The sequence below is a fragment of the Kribbella sp. genome (assembly GCF_035655035.1).
Classification (GTDB): Bacteria; Actinomycetota; Actinomycetes; order Propionibacteriales; family Kribbellaceae; genus Kribbella.
The window spans coordinates 1-14,848 of sequence record NZ_DASRVN010000443.1 but is presented as its reverse complement, the minus strand read 5'-3'; the positions used below and the strand labels follow the sequence as shown (position 1 = coordinate 14,848).

At 69.4% G+C, this 14,848-nt stretch carries 10 protein-coding genes; 2 read left to right on the top strand and 8 right to left on the bottom strand.

The genetic code is table 11. From position 1 onward, the window contains the following. Nucleotides 1-226: 226 nt before the first annotated feature. Genes VFF46_RS24540 through VFF46_RS24520 form a run of 5 tightly spaced genes read right to left on the bottom strand, consistent with a single transcriptional unit; the run spans nucleotide 227 to nucleotide 8,194 of the window. Nucleotides 227-3,451 (bottom strand): ATP-dependent DNA helicase, encoded by a 3,225-nt coding sequence (locus tag VFF46_RS24540; protein ID WP_325039556.1) that lies wholly within the window; start codon nucleotides 3,449-3,451, stop codon nucleotides 227-229. Further along, on the bottom strand, nucleotides 3,451-6,669 hold the full coding sequence (locus VFF46_RS24535; RefSeq protein ID WP_325039555.1) for an ATP-dependent DNA helicase: 3,219 nt from the start codon (nucleotides 6,667-6,669) through the stop codon (nucleotides 3,451-3,453). The genes VFF46_RS24540 and VFF46_RS24535 overlap by 1 nt, the downstream gene beginning before the upstream one ends. A gap of 60 nt (nucleotides 6,670-6,729) precedes the next feature. Then, nucleotides 6,730-7,035, bottom strand: coding sequence for an MGMT family protein (locus tag VFF46_RS24530; protein ID WP_325039554.1), 306 nt, complete (start codon nucleotides 7,033-7,035; stop codon nucleotides 6,730-6,732). A gap of 5 nt (nucleotides 7,036-7,040) precedes the next feature. After that, a complete protein-coding gene (locus VFF46_RS24525) occupies nucleotides 7,041-7,880 on the bottom strand; it encodes a TIGR03560 family F420-dependent LLM class oxidoreductase (protein WP_325039553.1) in 840 nt (279 codons plus the stop codon). Nucleotides 7,881-7,927: 47 nt separating this feature from the next. Continuing rightward, on the bottom strand, nucleotides 7,928-8,194 hold the full coding sequence (locus VFF46_RS24520) for a DUF2277 domain-containing protein (RefSeq protein WP_325039552.1): 267 nt from the start codon (nucleotides 8,192-8,194) through the stop codon (nucleotides 7,928-7,930). Between the two features lie 78 nt (nucleotides 8,195-8,272). On the opposite strand from VFF46_RS24520, the gene VFF46_RS24515 reads away from it, so the two are divergent. Both VFF46_RS24515 and VFF46_RS24510 read left to right on the top strand, forming a co-directional pair. Beyond that, nucleotides 8,273-8,905: a TetR/AcrR family transcriptional regulator gene (locus VFF46_RS24515; RefSeq protein ID WP_325039551.1), complete on the top strand. Its 633-nt coding sequence runs from the start codon at nucleotides 8,273-8,275 to the stop codon at nucleotides 8,903-8,905. Beyond that, nucleotides 8,902-9,681 carry a maleylpyruvate isomerase family mycothiol-dependent enzyme gene (locus VFF46_RS24510; protein ID WP_325039550.1) on the top strand — a complete coding sequence of 260 codons (780 nt, stop codon included), beginning with the start codon at nucleotides 8,902-8,904 and terminating at the stop codon, nucleotides 9,679-9,681. Before VFF46_RS24515 ends, VFF46_RS24510 begins: the two co-directional genes overlap by 4 nt. An 18-nt stretch (nucleotides 9,682-9,699) precedes the next feature. Here VFF46_RS24510 and moeZ read toward each other — a convergent pair whose 3' ends face one another. The 3 genes from moeZ to VFF46_RS24495 all read right to left on the bottom strand — a co-directional run bounded on the left by moeZ (nucleotide 9,700) and on the right by VFF46_RS24495 (nucleotide 14,712). Continuing rightward, nucleotides 9,700-10,890, bottom strand: a complete 1,191-nt coding sequence (gene moeZ, locus VFF46_RS24505) for an adenylyltransferase/sulfurtransferase MoeZ (RefSeq protein ID WP_325039549.1) — start codon at nucleotides 10,888-10,890, stop codon at nucleotides 9,700-9,702. Nucleotides 10,891-11,011: 121 nt separating this feature from the next. Continuing rightward, nucleotides 11,012-13,651 (bottom strand): Calx-beta domain-containing protein, encoded by a 2,640-nt coding sequence (locus tag VFF46_RS24500; protein WP_325039548.1) that lies wholly within the window; start codon nucleotides 13,649-13,651, stop codon nucleotides 11,012-11,014. Between the two features lie 185 nt (nucleotides 13,652-13,836). Next, nucleotides 13,837-14,712, bottom strand: coding sequence for an alpha/beta hydrolase (locus VFF46_RS24495; RefSeq protein ID WP_325039547.1), 876 nt, complete (start codon nucleotides 14,710-14,712; stop codon nucleotides 13,837-13,839). Nucleotides 14,713-14,848 lie beyond the last annotated feature (136 nt).

Here is a 14,848-nt window from a genome sequence, read left to right as displayed (position 1 = left end):
CCGGCCAACGAAGAACTCACCGTGCTCGAACTCGACGGCGACACGTACGTCGAGCGGGCGGTTGTCACCGGCAAGGACGCGTTCGACGCGGACCTGCCGTTCCCGGTCCGGATCGTCCCCGCCGACCTCGTCGTCTAGCACCAGCGGGGCAACCTGGGGCAGATGCCCATCTGCCCGCCCTGGGCCCCATGCTGACGGTGTTCGAGTTGGAGGGGTGGGCGCAGGGTCAGCCGTTCAGTAGCTCGGTGAGTTGTTGTTTGCCGGGGAGGTTTTCGGGGCGGATGATGTCGCCGGTGCGGACGTAGTAGAAGGCGGCGGTTATCTGGGTGAGGGGGATGTTGAGGAGTTCGGACCAGGCGACGCGGTAGATCGCCAACTGGAGGGGGTCGGCGGTTTCGCCGCGGGTGGTTTTCCAGTCGATGACGTCGTAGCCGCGGGAGCCGTCGGGGTGCACGAGTTGGTAGACGGCGTCGATCCGGCCGCGGATCACCCGGCCGTCGAGGGCGAGGGCGAACGGGGCTTCGATCTCGTACGGTGTGGTGTCGCCGAACGGGCCGTCGCGGAACGCGTCCATCAGGTCGGTGAGGTCGGTGTCGTCGACGATGTCCTCGTCTGCGGCGCCGGGCAGATCGTCGGGGTCGAGCAGTAGCTGCTGGCCGAAGTAGCTCTCCACCCACGCGTGGAAGCGGGTGCCGAATCGTGCCGCCCGGTTGGGTTTGCGCGGCATCGGGCGGGCGAGGTCCGCGGCCAGGCCGTTCGGGTCCTTCGCCAGCCGCATCAGCTGGGTCGCGGACAGCGCGGCCGGCAGCGTCACGTCGTACGCCTTCCGGCTGCGGCTTTCCTTTGCCTCCGACAACAACCGCTCGATCTCGGAGTCCCAGCGCGCGACCGTCGCCTGCTCGTCGAGCAGCAGCGACTCCTCGGCGTCGACGGACGGACCTTCGGCCCGCGCCTGTTGCACCAGGGCAGCCGACTCGAGGCGGCGCTGGAACGAGTCCCGGTCGTACGGCGTCGGCCACGGCGCCTGGGTCTGCTCGGCGAGCTCCGGGTTCTCCGCCGACAGGTCGGGCTGCTCGGCCCACTGCACGACGCGCTCGCCGGCGTGCTGCTTCAGCGTCGACAGGTACGACGACGGCCCGCGCGGCCGCTTCTGCGTCGGGCCCCACCAGTGACCGGTCGCGACCAGGAGCTCCTTCGCGCGGGTGAACGCGACGTACCCGAGCCGGCGTTCCTCCAGCGCGTTCATGTCCTTGCACTCGTCGGCGAACACCTTGAGCCCGGCGTTCGTCAGGTCGCGGATGTCCGGCAGCGTGTCCGCGTCACCGCGCAGCGGCCACGGCAGGACCTTCGCGTTCGTCGTCCACTTGTCCCGGCCGCGGTCCGACGGGAACACCTTCGACACCAGCGTCGGCACGAACACGATCGGCCACTCGAGACCCTTCGACCGGTGCGTGGTGAGCAGCTTCACCGAGTCGGCTTCGCTCGGTACGGCGAGGTCGAGGCCGGCGGCGTACTCCTCCTCGGCGGCGAGGTACGCGAGCAGACCGTCCAGCGAACCGTCGGACTCGGTCGACACGAAGTTGCCGACGGCATCCAGGAACGCGGCGAGGTGGTCGCGGCGGCCGGCATCGACGTGGTCGGGCGTCGCGGTCAGCTCGACGTCCAGGCCGATCGTACTGATCACCCGGCGGACCAGATCCAGCAACGGCTCGGCCGCGTGGGACCGCAGCTCACGCAGCTCGGTGGACAGTTCCTTGAAGCGCACCAGGGCTTCCGGCGCGTACTCCAAAGGCCCTGGATCGTCGACCGCCTCGGCGAGTGAGATGACCTCGGTGGAGTCCATCCCGGCGACGGCCGCGTCCAGCGCCGCGACCAGGTCGTCGGCGGCTGGGCGGTCTCCGGCGTCGGCGAGCATCCGGGCGCGGTTGGCGAGCAGCGCGAGGTCGCGGTGGCCGATCCGGTACCGCGGGCCGGTCAGGATCCGCAGCATCGCCGCGTTCGCGGTGAGGTCGTTGACGGCTTGCAGTGTCGCGACCACGTCGACGACCTCGGGCAGCGCGAGCAGTCCGCCGAGGCCGACGACCTCGACCGGGACCTTGCGCGCGATCAGCGCCTCGTGCACCGCGCTGAGGTCGACGTTCGTCCGCATCAGGATGCCGATGTCCTTCCAGCGGCGGTTCCGGGTGCGGTGCGCGGAGACGATCGCGTCCGCGACCCACTCGATCTCCTGCGAACGCGTCTCGAATAACCCGACCGTGATCGCCCCCTCCGGCGCATCCGCAGGCGCCTCGAGCGGAATCACCCCGGGGTGTTGCTCGTACAGCTCCGCCGCATGCTGGTTGGCGGCGGCCAGGATCCGGCTGCCGCAGCGGCGATTGACGCTCAGCACATACCGCTGCGCGGGAGAACCGTCGGCCTGCGGGAAGTGTGTGGGGAACTCGTCCAGGTTCGCGACCGAGGCGCCGCGCCAGCCGTAGATCGCCTGGCACGGGTCACCGACCGCGGTCACCGGATGCCCGCGGCCGTCGCCGGCGGCGAACAGCGCCGTGAGCATCCGCCGCTGCGACACCGAAGTGTCCTGGTACTCATCCAGCAGCACGACCTTGTACCGCGCGCGCTCGACCGCCGCGACCTCCGGGCACTCCTCCGCGAGCCGGGCGCCGAGAGCCATCTGATCGGCGAAGTCGACAACGCCCCGCTCCCCCTTGTACGCCTGGTACTCCTCGACGAGCTGCAGGATCTCCCCGCGCTTCAAAGAGGTCTCGGCGAGCTTGCGAACCTCGACCGTCTGCTTGCGCGCCGCGGCCACTTCCTGCCGTACGGCGTCGTCGTGCTCGCGGATGTCGTCCGGCCGGAGCAGGTGGTCCGCGAGCTCGCCGTCGAGCGCGAGCAGGCTGTTCACCAACGTCGGCACGTGGTGCGACGCGAACCGGATCGGCCCGGCGGACCGCCGTACGACACGACCCGCGAGCTGGAACCGGGTGGCGTCCGCGAGCACCCGCGAGTCCGGCTCGAGGCCGAGCCGGAGCCCGTGCTCGGCGATCAGCGTGCCGGCGAAGGCGTGGTACGTCGAGACGACCGGCTCGCCCGGCTCCTCGGGCTCCCAGTTCGGGATGTTGCTGCGCAAGTGCGCGGCCAAGAGCGGGTGCTGATCCTTGGGCAGCGTCGAGCCGAGAACGCCGGCCTTGGTCAGGTCCTCGCGGATCCGGACGTCGAGCTCGTTCGCGGCCTTCTTCGTGAAGGTCAGCCCGAGCACTTCCTCCGGTTTCACCTGCCCCGTGCAGATCAGCCAGACCACCCGCGCCGCCATCGCGGTCGTCTTCCCGGATCCCGCTCCCGCGACGATCACCCCAGGCGCCAACGGAGCGGTGATCGCGGCCAGCTGCTGATCCGAGAACGGGATCCCGAGCAGGTCACACAGGTCGGCGGTGGTGCGGAGTTCGGCGGGCATCAGACGATCTCCCGGCCTTCGGGCTGGATGGGACACAGTGCGCGCGCCTCACAGCGTGCGCAGCCATCGTTGCGGGTGGCAACGAATTCCTCGGAGCGGATCATCGTCTCCGCGTCGTCGACGGCCTCGTCGAGCCAGGTCCTGCCGTCCTCGTCGGTCTCCAGCGGGCCCTGGTGCTGGACCTTCGGAAAGCCGCCGTTGTCGTCGTGGCGGAGCTGGACCAGCTCGGCGCCGCCGGCGGTCGCGTTCTCGCCGAGCTTCTTCAGCTGGCGGGAGTTGATGGCGCGCTGGTAGATCGCCAGCTGCACGTGCCGCGCCAGCGCCGGCTTGGTCGGGACGTTCCGCCCGGTCTTCAGGTCGACGACCCGGACCGTACCCTCCGGATCGGTCTCGACCCGGTCCATCCGGCCCTTCACCCGGACCGACGGGTGCTCCTCGTCCGGCAGCAGTACGTCGAAGTCGACCTCGGTACCGACCAGCGTGCGATCCGGCCGCCCCTGATGCCACGCGACGAACCGGCGCAACGCCTGCTCCGCCTCGACCCGCTCCCGGTCCGAGATCCACGCGGACTCGAACTCGAGCTGCGTCCACACCTTGTCGAGCCACCCGTTCAGCTCGTCGACCGACGGCGGCAGCGTCCCGGTCGCGACCGCGTCCGCCAGCGTGTGCAGCACCATCCCGAACCCGATCGCCGACGTACTCGGCGTCTCCCCACCGGCCCGGCGGGTCAGGAACCACCGCAGCGGACAGTCCACGATCGTCGTCAGTGCACTCCCCGACAGCGGCACCGGCAGCGCGGGATCCGCGATCGGCCGCGCCGACTCGGTCCGCTCTCGCACACCCCACCAGCGCGCCGGATCGGCCGTCGGCACCAACGGCTGCTCCCGGTCGTCGACGGCATCGGCCAGCTGGGCCAGCCGATCCGCCGCGACCCGCTTCAGCGCGGGCGACGACGCCGGATCCGCCAGTACACACCGCAGATCAGCGACCAGACCCGGCAGCGACAGCGGACGCCGCGGCCGCCCCGCCACCAGCTTCAAAGGAATGTCCAGCTCGGCCAGAAAGCGGGACGGTTGGTCGCCGTCCGCCTCCGGCGCCTGCACGGCGGTCACGATCAGCCGCTCGCGCGCCCGCGTGATCGCGACGTAGAACAACCGTCTCTCCTCGGCGAGCAACGCGCCCGCCGACAACGGATCGATCAGCCCGTCAGGCCCCAACCGGTCCGGCTCCAGCAACGACCCGCGCCGCCGCAGGTCGGGCCACTGCCCTTCCTGCACGGACGCCACCACAACCAGCCGCCACTGCAGCCCCTTCGACCGGTGGGCGGTCATCAGCTGTACGCCGGCCTCCCGGTACGTCCCGTCGAACCGGTTGTCGCCCGCGATGTCCAGCGACTCCAGCTCGGACAGGAACGCCGAAACCCCTTTGAAACCGACCTGTTCCTCGGCCCGCCCCGCTGCGTCGAACAGCGCGCACAACGAGTCCAGGTCCCGGTTCGCGGTCCGCGCCGTCTCGCCGCCGGCCCCGGCCTGACCGCGCAACCGCCGCAGCCACGGCGAGTCCGACCACAGCGACCACATCACCTCGTCCGGCGCCGCGCCCGCGGTCACGATATTCCTTGCCTTGAGCAACCGCTCGCCCAGCGCCGCGAACCGCGCCTCGGCCGGCGACGCCTCCTCGTCGAGGAGCAACGGGTTCAGCAGGGCCTCGCGCAGCAGCTCGTCCGACGATCGCGGCAGCCGTTGACCGCCCGCCGCCTCCCGATCGCGCCGACGCAGTACCCGGGCCAGCCGCCGCAGCTGCCCCGCGTCCATCGCCCCCAACGGCGACAGCGCCAGCGCCCGTACGACGTCCACGGTCAACGTCTCGGGATCCGCGACCGCCCGTAGCGCCAGCAACATCGGCCGTACGGCGGGCTCCCGCGACAGAGGCAACTCGTCGCCCGCGACGTCCACCGGGATCCCCGCAGCCGCCAACGCCCGGCGCAACGGTGGGATCGAGCGGTTCCCGGACCGGACGAGCACCGCCATCTCGCTCCACCCGATGCCGTCCTGGACGTGCGCCCGCCGGAGCAGGTCCGCGATGTGCTCGAGCTCCGCGCCGCTCGTGGAGTACAGGTTCGCCTCGACCTTTCCCGGGCCGTAGACACACGAGGACGCGTCCGGGTTCCGGAAGCGGTCGAAGGTGTCCCGGTCCAGCGAGCCTGGTACGCCGAGCCGGTTGACGACGTTCCGCGAGACGCGTTGCAGCGTGGTCCCGAAGCGCCGCGTCGTACCCAACGCGATCTGCGCCGCCTCCGCGCCGTCACGAGTCCGGAACTCGTCGGTGAACCGCAACAGCCCGCGAACGTCCGCGCCGCGGAACGTGTAGATCGACTGATCCGGATCGCCGACCACGACCAGGTCGCGCCCGTCGCCCGCGATCGCCTGCAGCAGCTTGGTCTGCCCCGGATCGGTGTCCTGGTACTCGTCGACGAACACGGCCTTGAACTCGGTCCGCAGCTTCGCCTGCACCGACGGCTGCTGCGCCAGGATCACCGCACGATGGATCAGCTCGGAGTAGTCCAGCACCTGCTCCGCGTCGAGCACCTGCAGGTACTCCTCGAAGAAGTCCCCGACCGCGACCCACTCGGCCCGCTCCGCCGACCGCCCGATCGCGGACAGGTCCTCCGGATCGAGCCCCAGCTGCCGCGCCTTGCCGATCACCGCCTGCACCTCGTCGGTGAACCCGCGCGTCTTCAGCGCCGGATGCAGACTGCCCGGCCAGTGCACCGCGCCGACCTCACGACTGCCCGACAACGCCTCGGTCAACCGCAACGACTGCTCCGGCCCGGACGGCAACCGCAGCGGTACGTCGAACGCGTCCGCCGGGGTGAACCGGCGCAGCAACGCGTAACAGAACGAGTGGAACGTCATCGACGGCATCACCCGCGTCGTGCGCCCCAGCCGCCCGGTGATCCGGTCCCGGAGCTCGGTCGCCGCCTTGCGCCCGAACGTCAGCACCAGCACCTCGTCCGGACTCAGCCCACGATTCCGCACCCGGTCGACGACGGCCTCCACCAACGTCGTCGTCTTCCCGGTCCCCGGCCCGGCCAGGACGAGCAGCGGCCCGCCGGCATGGTCCACGACGGCTTGCTGATCGGCATCCAGGACAGGCGTTTCCGCGCGACGCTCCACCTCCCGGACCAACCGGTACCGGGACCCCTGTCTGCTGACCATCGCATCATCCCAGCAGACACCACCGACAGTTCGCGAACCGGCACCCCGGCGTTCGCCGGGTCAGCCGGAAACCGGACGCGGGTCCCACCTGACGTCGCGCAGATTCACCCGGCCGTTGGTGATCCGGACACCGTCCGAGCGCAGCCGGTGCAGCTGCTCGTCACCGACCTCGTCGGCCGGTACGCCGGACGCCCGGATCACCCGCCACCACGGCACGCTCGCGCCGTACTCGCGCATGATCGCGCCGACCTGCCGCGGTCCGCCCTGGCCGACGTACTCCGCGATGTCGCCGTACGTCGCGACGCTGCCCTCCGGGATCGACTCCACGGCCCGCAGTACCGCCTCGACGTACTCCTCCCGATCCACAGGCCTTACGCGAGTGGGGCGAGTGCTTTGGCGAGCGGCTCGAGGACCGACGGTCCGGCGTCCAGCGGGAGGTTCATGATCACCAGGTCGACGCCGGCCTCGCCCCACGCGGCGGCCTCGGCCACGGCCTTGTCGAGCGAGGCGTCCGGGTCGATGCGGACGTTGATCGAGCAGGTGATCTCGTCGACGTCGCGGCCGGCCTCCTCGCAGCGCTGCACCAGGACGTCCTTCAGCGCCTTCCACTCCTCGGGCGTCTGGACGATGGTGTTCCATTGCTGCGCCCACTTCGCGACCGCGCGGAGGGTCCGGTTCGGGCCCTTGCCGCCGATCGTGATCGGCGGGTGCGGCGTCTGCACCGGCTTGGGGTTGCAGTACGCGTTCGTGAGCTTGACGTACTTGCCGTCGAAGTTCGCGACCTTCTCGGTGAGCAGCGCGATCATCGCCTGCGTACCCTCGTCGAACCGGTCGAAGCGCTCCTTCAACGGGTAGAGGTCGATGCCGTACGCCGCGGTCTCCATCTCGTTCCACCCGGCACCGATGCCAAGCTCGAGCCGGCCGCCCGAGATGATGTCCGTGGTCGCGGCCATGTTCGCGAGCACCGCCGGGTGCCGGTAGATCATCCCGGTCACCTGGCAGCCGACCCGGATCCGCGAGGTCGCCTGCGCGAGCGCCGCGAGCGTCGTCCAGGCCTCCAGGTTCGGCCCCTGCATATCACCGGTCAGCGGGTAGAAATGGTCCCAGTGCCAGGCGGACTCGAAGATCTCGAACTGGTCCGCCGCCACCCAAACGTCCCGCATCTGCTGCCAGGTGGTGTGTTCCGGCCTGGTCTTGATCGCGAACCGCATCCGGCGCCTCCCTCAGACGTAACCGCTTCCCGAGGGCGACACTACCCTCAGTCGAGGCCGAGTCGGGCGCGGACTTCGGGGCGGCGCAGGGGTGGGACGGTTTGCGGTGGGGTGCGGCGGCCCGGCATCTCCTCCAGGAGTTGCTCGGTGATGCGCGCGACCTCGGTGGCCGCGCGTTCGATCGGGCCGCGGGTGGTCGCGCTCAGCGAGCCGACGCCGGTCACCTTTCGGACGTACTGCAACGCGGCCGCGTAGACCTCCTCGGAGGTCGCGGACGGCTCGAGTCCCCGGAGCACGGTGATGTTTCTGCACATGCCACAAAACAGTACGCGCCGCCGGGGACAGGGTACGAGGTGTTGACATACCTAACGGCGTTAGGTTTTCCTCATGGTATGAGCACTGCCGTACCGGACCGCCGTACCCGCCGTCGTCAGGCGACGATCGCGGAGATCCTCGACGTCGCTCTCGAACTGATGAGCAGCGAGGGGGTCGCGGCGCTCAGCCTGTCCGCGGTGGCGCGGCGGCTCGGCATGCAGCCACCGTCGCTGTACCAGTACTTCCCGTCCAAGATGGCGATCTACGACGCGTTGTTCCAGCGCGGCGCAGAGCTGTTCCTGGCCGCGCAGCAGGACGCGATCGCGGCCGCGACCACCGACGACGTGGTGGAGCTGCACCTGATCGGGACCACCGCGTTCGCGCGCTGGAGCATGCGGAACCCGATCTACTCGCAGCTGTTGTTCTGGCGGACGATCCCCGGATTCGAGCCGAGCCCGGAGGCGTTCGCGCCGGCGCAACAGGCGTTGGCCGAGGTACGCGCGCAACTGCAGGCGGGCGTGGACGCAGGCCGGTTGCATCCGGACGCCGCCAGCGAGGAGGGGTTGGCGGTGTTCACCTCGATCACGTCGGGGGTGCTCTCGCAGCAGATGGCGAACGAGCCGGACGTGCCGTTCGAGGAAGGGCGGTTCAGCCAGCTGCTTCCGGTCGTACTGGAGATGTTCTACGAGCATTACAGGGGGACGAAATGACCGCAGTACTCGCGGAGCGGATCGGCCGGGCCGGGCGCCCGCAGTGCCGGATCCACCGGGACGCAGAGCTCGCCGCGTGGCACACGCTGCTCGCGTCGATCGACGGGGACGAATGGCAGCGCCGTACGGTCTGCGCCGAGTGGGACGTCGCGGACATCGCCGGGCACCTGATCGGGCAGGCGGAGGACGTGAACCGGCTGACGTCGTTCCCGCGCCGGTACCGGAAGGCGAAGCGGGTGTATCCGGACGTGCTGCGGATCGACGCGCACATGATGGTGCAGGCCGACGAGCATCGGGGTACGGCGCCCGCGCGGCTGCGGGCCGAGTTCGACGACGCGTGGGGGCGGGCGACGCGGCGGATCTCGACCGAGCCGGGGTTGCTGCGGCGGATGTCGATGACGTTCAACGGGTTCCGGATGAACCTCGGGTACATCCACGACATCCTGCTGGCGCGGGACCTGTGGATGCACCGCGACGACGTCTGCCAGGCGCTCGGCCGACCGTTCGACGTCGGTCCGTACGGCGCGGAGCTCGTCGCACAGGTGATGTACGACGTCATCGACGGCCCGTGGTGGGGCGACCGCCCCGCCGTCGAGCTGGACCTGACCGGCCCAGCCGGCGGCACCTACCAGCTCGGGAGGGGTGAGCCGGTGGGCCGCGGCGCCGTGGACGCGGTCGGGTACATGCGCACCTTGTCCGGCCGCGACAATGCCCCGGCGGTCACGGGTGATCCCGCAGCCACCGAGGCAATCGCAACCTGCAGAATGCCTTTTTAGCTTCCTGCAGAGTGCCGTTTAGTAGGAGGGCTGGCTCGGGTCGATCTGGTCGACCCACGCGACCACGCCGCCACCTACGTGGACGGCGTCCGAGAAGCCGGCGCCCTTGGCGATGGCGAGGACCTCGGCGGAGCGGACGCCGGACTTGCAGTGGAAGACCAGCTGCTTGTCCTGCGGCAGCTTCTCCAGCGCCACACCGGTCTGGAAGTCCGCCTTCGGGATCAGCACCGAACCCGGGATCCGGTTGATCTCGTACTCGTTCGGCTCCCGGACGTCGATCAGCACGAAGTCCTTCTCGCCGTTCTCCTTGAGCTTGATCCACTCGCTGAGCTGCTTCACCGAGATCGTCGAACCGACGGCCGCGTCGGCCGCCTCCTCGGTGATCGCGCCGCAGAAGCTCTCGTAGTCGATCAGCTCGGTGACGGTCGGGTTCTCGCCGCAGATCGCGCAGTTCGGGTCCTTGCGGACCTTCAGCGAACGCCAGTTGAGGTCGAGCGCCTCGTAGATGTTCAGCCGGCCCAGCGACGGGTCGCCGATCCCGGTGAGCAGCTTGATCGCCTCGGTGACCTGCGCGGCGCCGACCGACGCGCAGAGCACGCCGAGCACACCGCCCTCGGCGCAGGACGGGACCATGCCGGGCGGCGGGGGCTCCGGGTACAGGCAGCGGTAGCAGGGCCCGTTGTCGGCCCAGAACACGCTGACCTGACCGTCGAAGCGGAAGATCGAGCCCCACACGTACGGCTTGTGCAGCAGCACCGCGGCGTCGTTCACCAGGTACCTGGTGGCGAAGTTGTCGGTGCCGTCGACGATCAGGTCGTACGGCTCGAAGATCTCGAACACGTTGTCGTTGTCCAGCCGGGTCTCGTGCAGGACGACGTTCGTGTACGGGTTGACCTCGAGGATGGACTCCTTGGCGGACTGCGCCTTGGACTTGCCCACGTCGGACTGGCCGTGGATGACCTGGCGCTGCAGGTTGGACTCGTCGACGGTGTCGAACTCGACGATGCCGAGCGTGCCGACACCGGCGGCGGCCAGGTAGAGCAGCGCGGGGCTACCGAGGCCGCCGGCGCCAATCACCAGCACCTTGGCGTTCTTCAGCCGCTTCTGCCCGGCCATCCCGACCTCGGGGATGATCAGGTGCCGCGAGTACCGCCGCACCTCGTCGATCGTGAGCTCGTCGGCCGGTTCGACCAGCGGTGGCAAAGACACGTGTCGGCTCCTCAGGAAGACATCGGACGGGGTCTGCTGGTTTTCAACCATTTCTCCCGCCTCCATGTTCCCGCACTATCCCAAGCACCCCCGACAGAGTCCACATCCCGGTACTCGCGTCTCAGTCGTTGTCGGTGATCGTCACGGTCACGGTCTTCGGGACCTTCAGTACGGCGCCGTCGACCTTGCTGATCACCGCGCTGAACGTCTCGGTCGGCTCCTTGACCTTGTCGTCGACGATCTTGACCTGGAGTTCCCCGGTGGTCTTCCCGGGTTCGACGTACCCGTCGATGGCCCGGACCGCGGGACCGGTGCCGTCGTCGTTGACGCTCAGGTAGTCCTTCCGGATCACCGCCGTACCGTCCTTGAGCACGCCGGAGAAGGTGATGTACTTGTCGCTCGGCGCGGACAGCTTCACCGGGAAGTTCACGACGCCCGCTTTCTCCACGGTCTTGACGTTGCCGAGTGTGAGCTTCGGCGTCGGGTCGTCGTCGATGACCAGACCGTGCCCGAAGGACTGGTCCAGCAGCGCGTCGTGCGGTGCGGACAGCACCAGGCTGAACGGGAGGTCGTAGCCGTCCCGGGTGTTCCCCATGATCGGCACAGTCACCTTCTGACGTACCTGTCCCGGTCTGAACACCAGCCGGCGCGCTACCTCGCCTACGGACTCCCCCAGCTCCCCGTTGGTCTCGGCGTACACCGTGACCGGCCGGAGGCTCGGCCGCGACAAGCGGACCCAGAAGTCAACGTTGTGCGTGCCCTTGTCCCCTTCCTTCACCGTGACGTTGGACGCGGACACCTTCGGCAGCAGGACCGCAGGCGCCGACAGCCCGAGCCCTGGGCTCGAGAAGCTCAGATCACTCACGTACGCCGACCCCGTGGCCACCCTGTCCGTCCTTAGCTCCACACTGCGCACGTCCCCGAGGTCCACGCCCTTGAGCGACGTCAACGGGATCCGCACCGTCCGCAGCAGGTTCTTGGGCAGACCGCTCCCGTTAGCCCCCGGCATCCGCACCAGCGCGTCGCTGACGGCAGACACCGGTACAGCGGCCGCCTGCCCGTGTCCGTCGACCACACGGACAGTCAGGTCCGTCGTCGGCTTACCAGCAGGATCCGGTGCAGCGCGGAACGTGAGCGCAGCGAACCGCCGTACGTCACGCTGCCAGGAAGGCACCGCAATGCGCACTATTCCGCTGGTACCGCTCCACTTGAGCTTGGTGACCGCTGTGGTCGGTGTCTTCGACGCGAACCACGCCGTCGTCCAGTGCGGAGCGTTGGCCCAGTCGTCGGTGGTCATGCATGTCGGCAGGGCGGCCCTGGCGTTCGTAGTGGCCACACCGGCACACACCGTCGCCGTAGCATTCCCGCTGACCGCACCTGCGGGTAGAGCCGTGTCGAAGTGGTTCAAGTCCTCCCGCAACGCCAGCGGCGCCTGCGACACCACCCGTACGACAGCCTTACCCGCCGACGCGGACCGGGCGTCAGAGCCGTCGAACTGCGGCAGGAACTGCGTCTCGTGTCCCAACTGCAGACGGAAGAAGCCAGCGATGTACGCCGTACCGACAGCCTGCTGCTGCTTCGCGGTCAACCTGCCCGGAGTCTTCGCGCCACACGGCGACTCCTTCTCGTCACCGGACCAGTCGTCGATGGACGGGGCTTCTGACTGCCCTGGCGTCCACTCCGTGTTGAAGAAGTTGTGGTCCGCGCCCAGCACCGTCACAGTCGACCGCGGTGCGGTGTCGCCACTGACCGAGTACCTGGTGTCGTCGTAGAACTGCTGGCCTCCCAGGTCGGACACGTCCCCGTCGCAGTACGGCAGTACGACGCTCATGGCCACGCCCGGCACCGTCGCGCGGGCGAAGTCCGTGGGAGCGAGCGGTAGCACCGCGCGGATGCCGTACTGACCACCGCGGTCCGCGTTCAGCACGGCCGCCCTGGCAACGCCCTCGCCGCCACGCGAGTGCCCCATCAGGCCGACGTTCTGCAGGTCCACCTTGCCGACGAAGCGGGTACCGAACGGCCCGCCGCCGACCGTGGACCACTTCCGCCAGAGCGCCAGGTGGTCGAGGATCAGCTCGGCCCGCGCCTGTGCGCCGGCGTCGTACGCGTCACCGTCCCAGCCGTTGATGGCGTTGGCGCTGATCGACACGACCTGGTAGCCGTTGCTGGCCAGGGCTGTCGCGGGACCGTCGTACCCGCGGTAACTGGGGACCGGTTTCATCCCCTTGGGGCACGGCCATGGCTTGTCGAGGCTCCTGGAGTCTGCAGGCTCCCCGTAGCAGTTCTCATGCCGGCCGTGCAGAAAGACGACCAGCGGGCGCGGACCGATCGCACCGCGCGGCGTGTACACCTTGCCGCGCAGCTCGGACCGGTGCCGGAGGCCGGGCAGGTACACAGCCTCGTCACCGAGGTTGTACTCGGCGGTGTCCACCTTGTACTTGCCCAGTGCTCCCGGGTCGGCCGGCAGCAGCGGACCACGCCGCGCTTTCAGCCAGTAGGCGTCGGTCGGGCCGGCCGCAGCAGTAATACCTCGGCCCTTGCTCGCCTCCTTGCCCAGGTCACCGGACCAGACCAGTCGTACGTCGCGTGCTGTCCGGACGGCCGGGTCCGTGGTGACCAGGGTCATCGTCCTGCGGTCGGGCGACTGTTTGGCGACGCCCAGCGGCGTACCGTCGACCTCCAGCAGCGGAAGGGAGGCGCGCAGCGGTGCCGGCGCGTCGAGGTGCAGGGTCAGTTGATAGCCGTCTGCGAGCGGTCGCACGTCCCATTGGTTGCTTTTAGCAACAACTGGCGGCGCGGCGGTCGCCGGAAGCGACCCAACCCCCAGTAGTACGGCGATCCCCAACGACAGATTTCGGGCGGTTCTGCCAATCACGCGCCCAAGTTGACCTGAAGAGACCTTCGGTCGTGTCTCAGTGGCGCGTCGGAATCCCTTCGATCGCCACGTCAGGCGATCAGGTGCCGGAACGCGCGGGCCACCTCTTCGGGGTGTTCCATCTGCGCCACATGCCCGGACTGCGGCAGGTAGAGCAGGTGCGCGTTCGGGAACGCGCGCTGAGCCTTGGTGCGGATCCGCGCGTCCACCAGACGGTCCTTGCCGCCGTAGATCAACAACACCGGGCACTGCACCGCGGCCGCGTCCGCCCACAACGACCGGCGCGGTCTCGCCAGTGACGAGCGCAGAATGCTGCGGGCACCTTCAACAGTCGCCTGCCGGCTCCACGGGTCGGTGTCCCGCCGATGGAGCTCTGCCTCGTACGCCGCGCGCACCTCTGGCGGCAGCGCCCGCGGGTCGCCGAAGACCATCGCCAGCGACGCCTCGAACCGCTGGTCGAACGGCAGCCGCTGCGTCCGCTCCAGCACAGCAGGACCTAGCCGGGGCGTTGCGAGTGCCGTGAACCACAGGGCGCTCGCAGACACGCGCGGATGCGGCAGAGCCGGCGACACGAGGGTCAGCGACGCCACCAGGTCCGGGCGTTGCGCAGCCAGCGCCACCGACGAGGCCCCACCCATCGAGTTCCCGAACACGTGCACCGGCCGGTCGTACTCCCGCTCCAGGAGCTGCACGAGTACGTCGGCCTGCTCAGTGATCCCGGTCACGCCCGACAACGGCGTACGACCGAAACCGGGAAGGTCCGGCGCGATACCGCTGATGGTGTCCTTGAGCAGCAGCCCGAGCGCCGTCCAGTTCAGCGACGACCCGCCGAGGCCGTGCACGAACAGCGCAGGCGGCAGGTCCGGCGCGGCAGCCGGCAGGTCCCTGACCAGCAGATCCACCCCTGCGACCGGCACCCGCCGCTCCGGCCACTCCTGAAGTTCCACGGGTACGGCGTCCCCGGTTACTGGCCCGTAGCTATCCACAGGACCAATGTTAGAACGGTTCGCTGGTGGAGACTGGGAGTCATGGCGGGTGCGCAGCAGCAGCTGACGACCGAGGTCGATGGGCAGACCATGAAGC

Bases quoted from the DNA above. Each gene is read 5' to 3' on its own strand.
- VFF46_RS24540 (WP_325039556.1), bottom strand. From the start codon at position 3,451: ATGCCCGCCGAACTCCGCACCACCGCCGACCTGTGTGACCTGCTCGGG.
- VFF46_RS24535 (WP_325039555.1), bottom strand. From the start codon at position 6,669: ATGGTCAGCAGACAGGGGTCCCGGTACCGGTTGGTCCGGGAGGTGGAG.
- VFF46_RS24525 (WP_325039553.1), bottom strand. From the start codon at position 7,880: ATGCGGTTCGCGATCAAGACCAGGCCGGAACACACCACCTGGCAGCAG.
- VFF46_RS24520 (WP_325039552.1), bottom strand. From the start codon at position 8,194: ATGTGCAGAAACATCACCGTGCTCCGGGGACTCGAGCCGTCCGCGACC.
- VFF46_RS24515 (WP_325039551.1), top strand. From the start codon at position 8,273: ATGAGCACTGCCGTACCGGACCGCCGTACCCGCCGTCGTCAGGCGACG.
- VFF46_RS24510 (WP_325039550.1), top strand. From the start codon at position 8,902: ATGACCGCAGTACTCGCGGAGCGGATCGGCCGGGCCGGGCGCCCGCAG.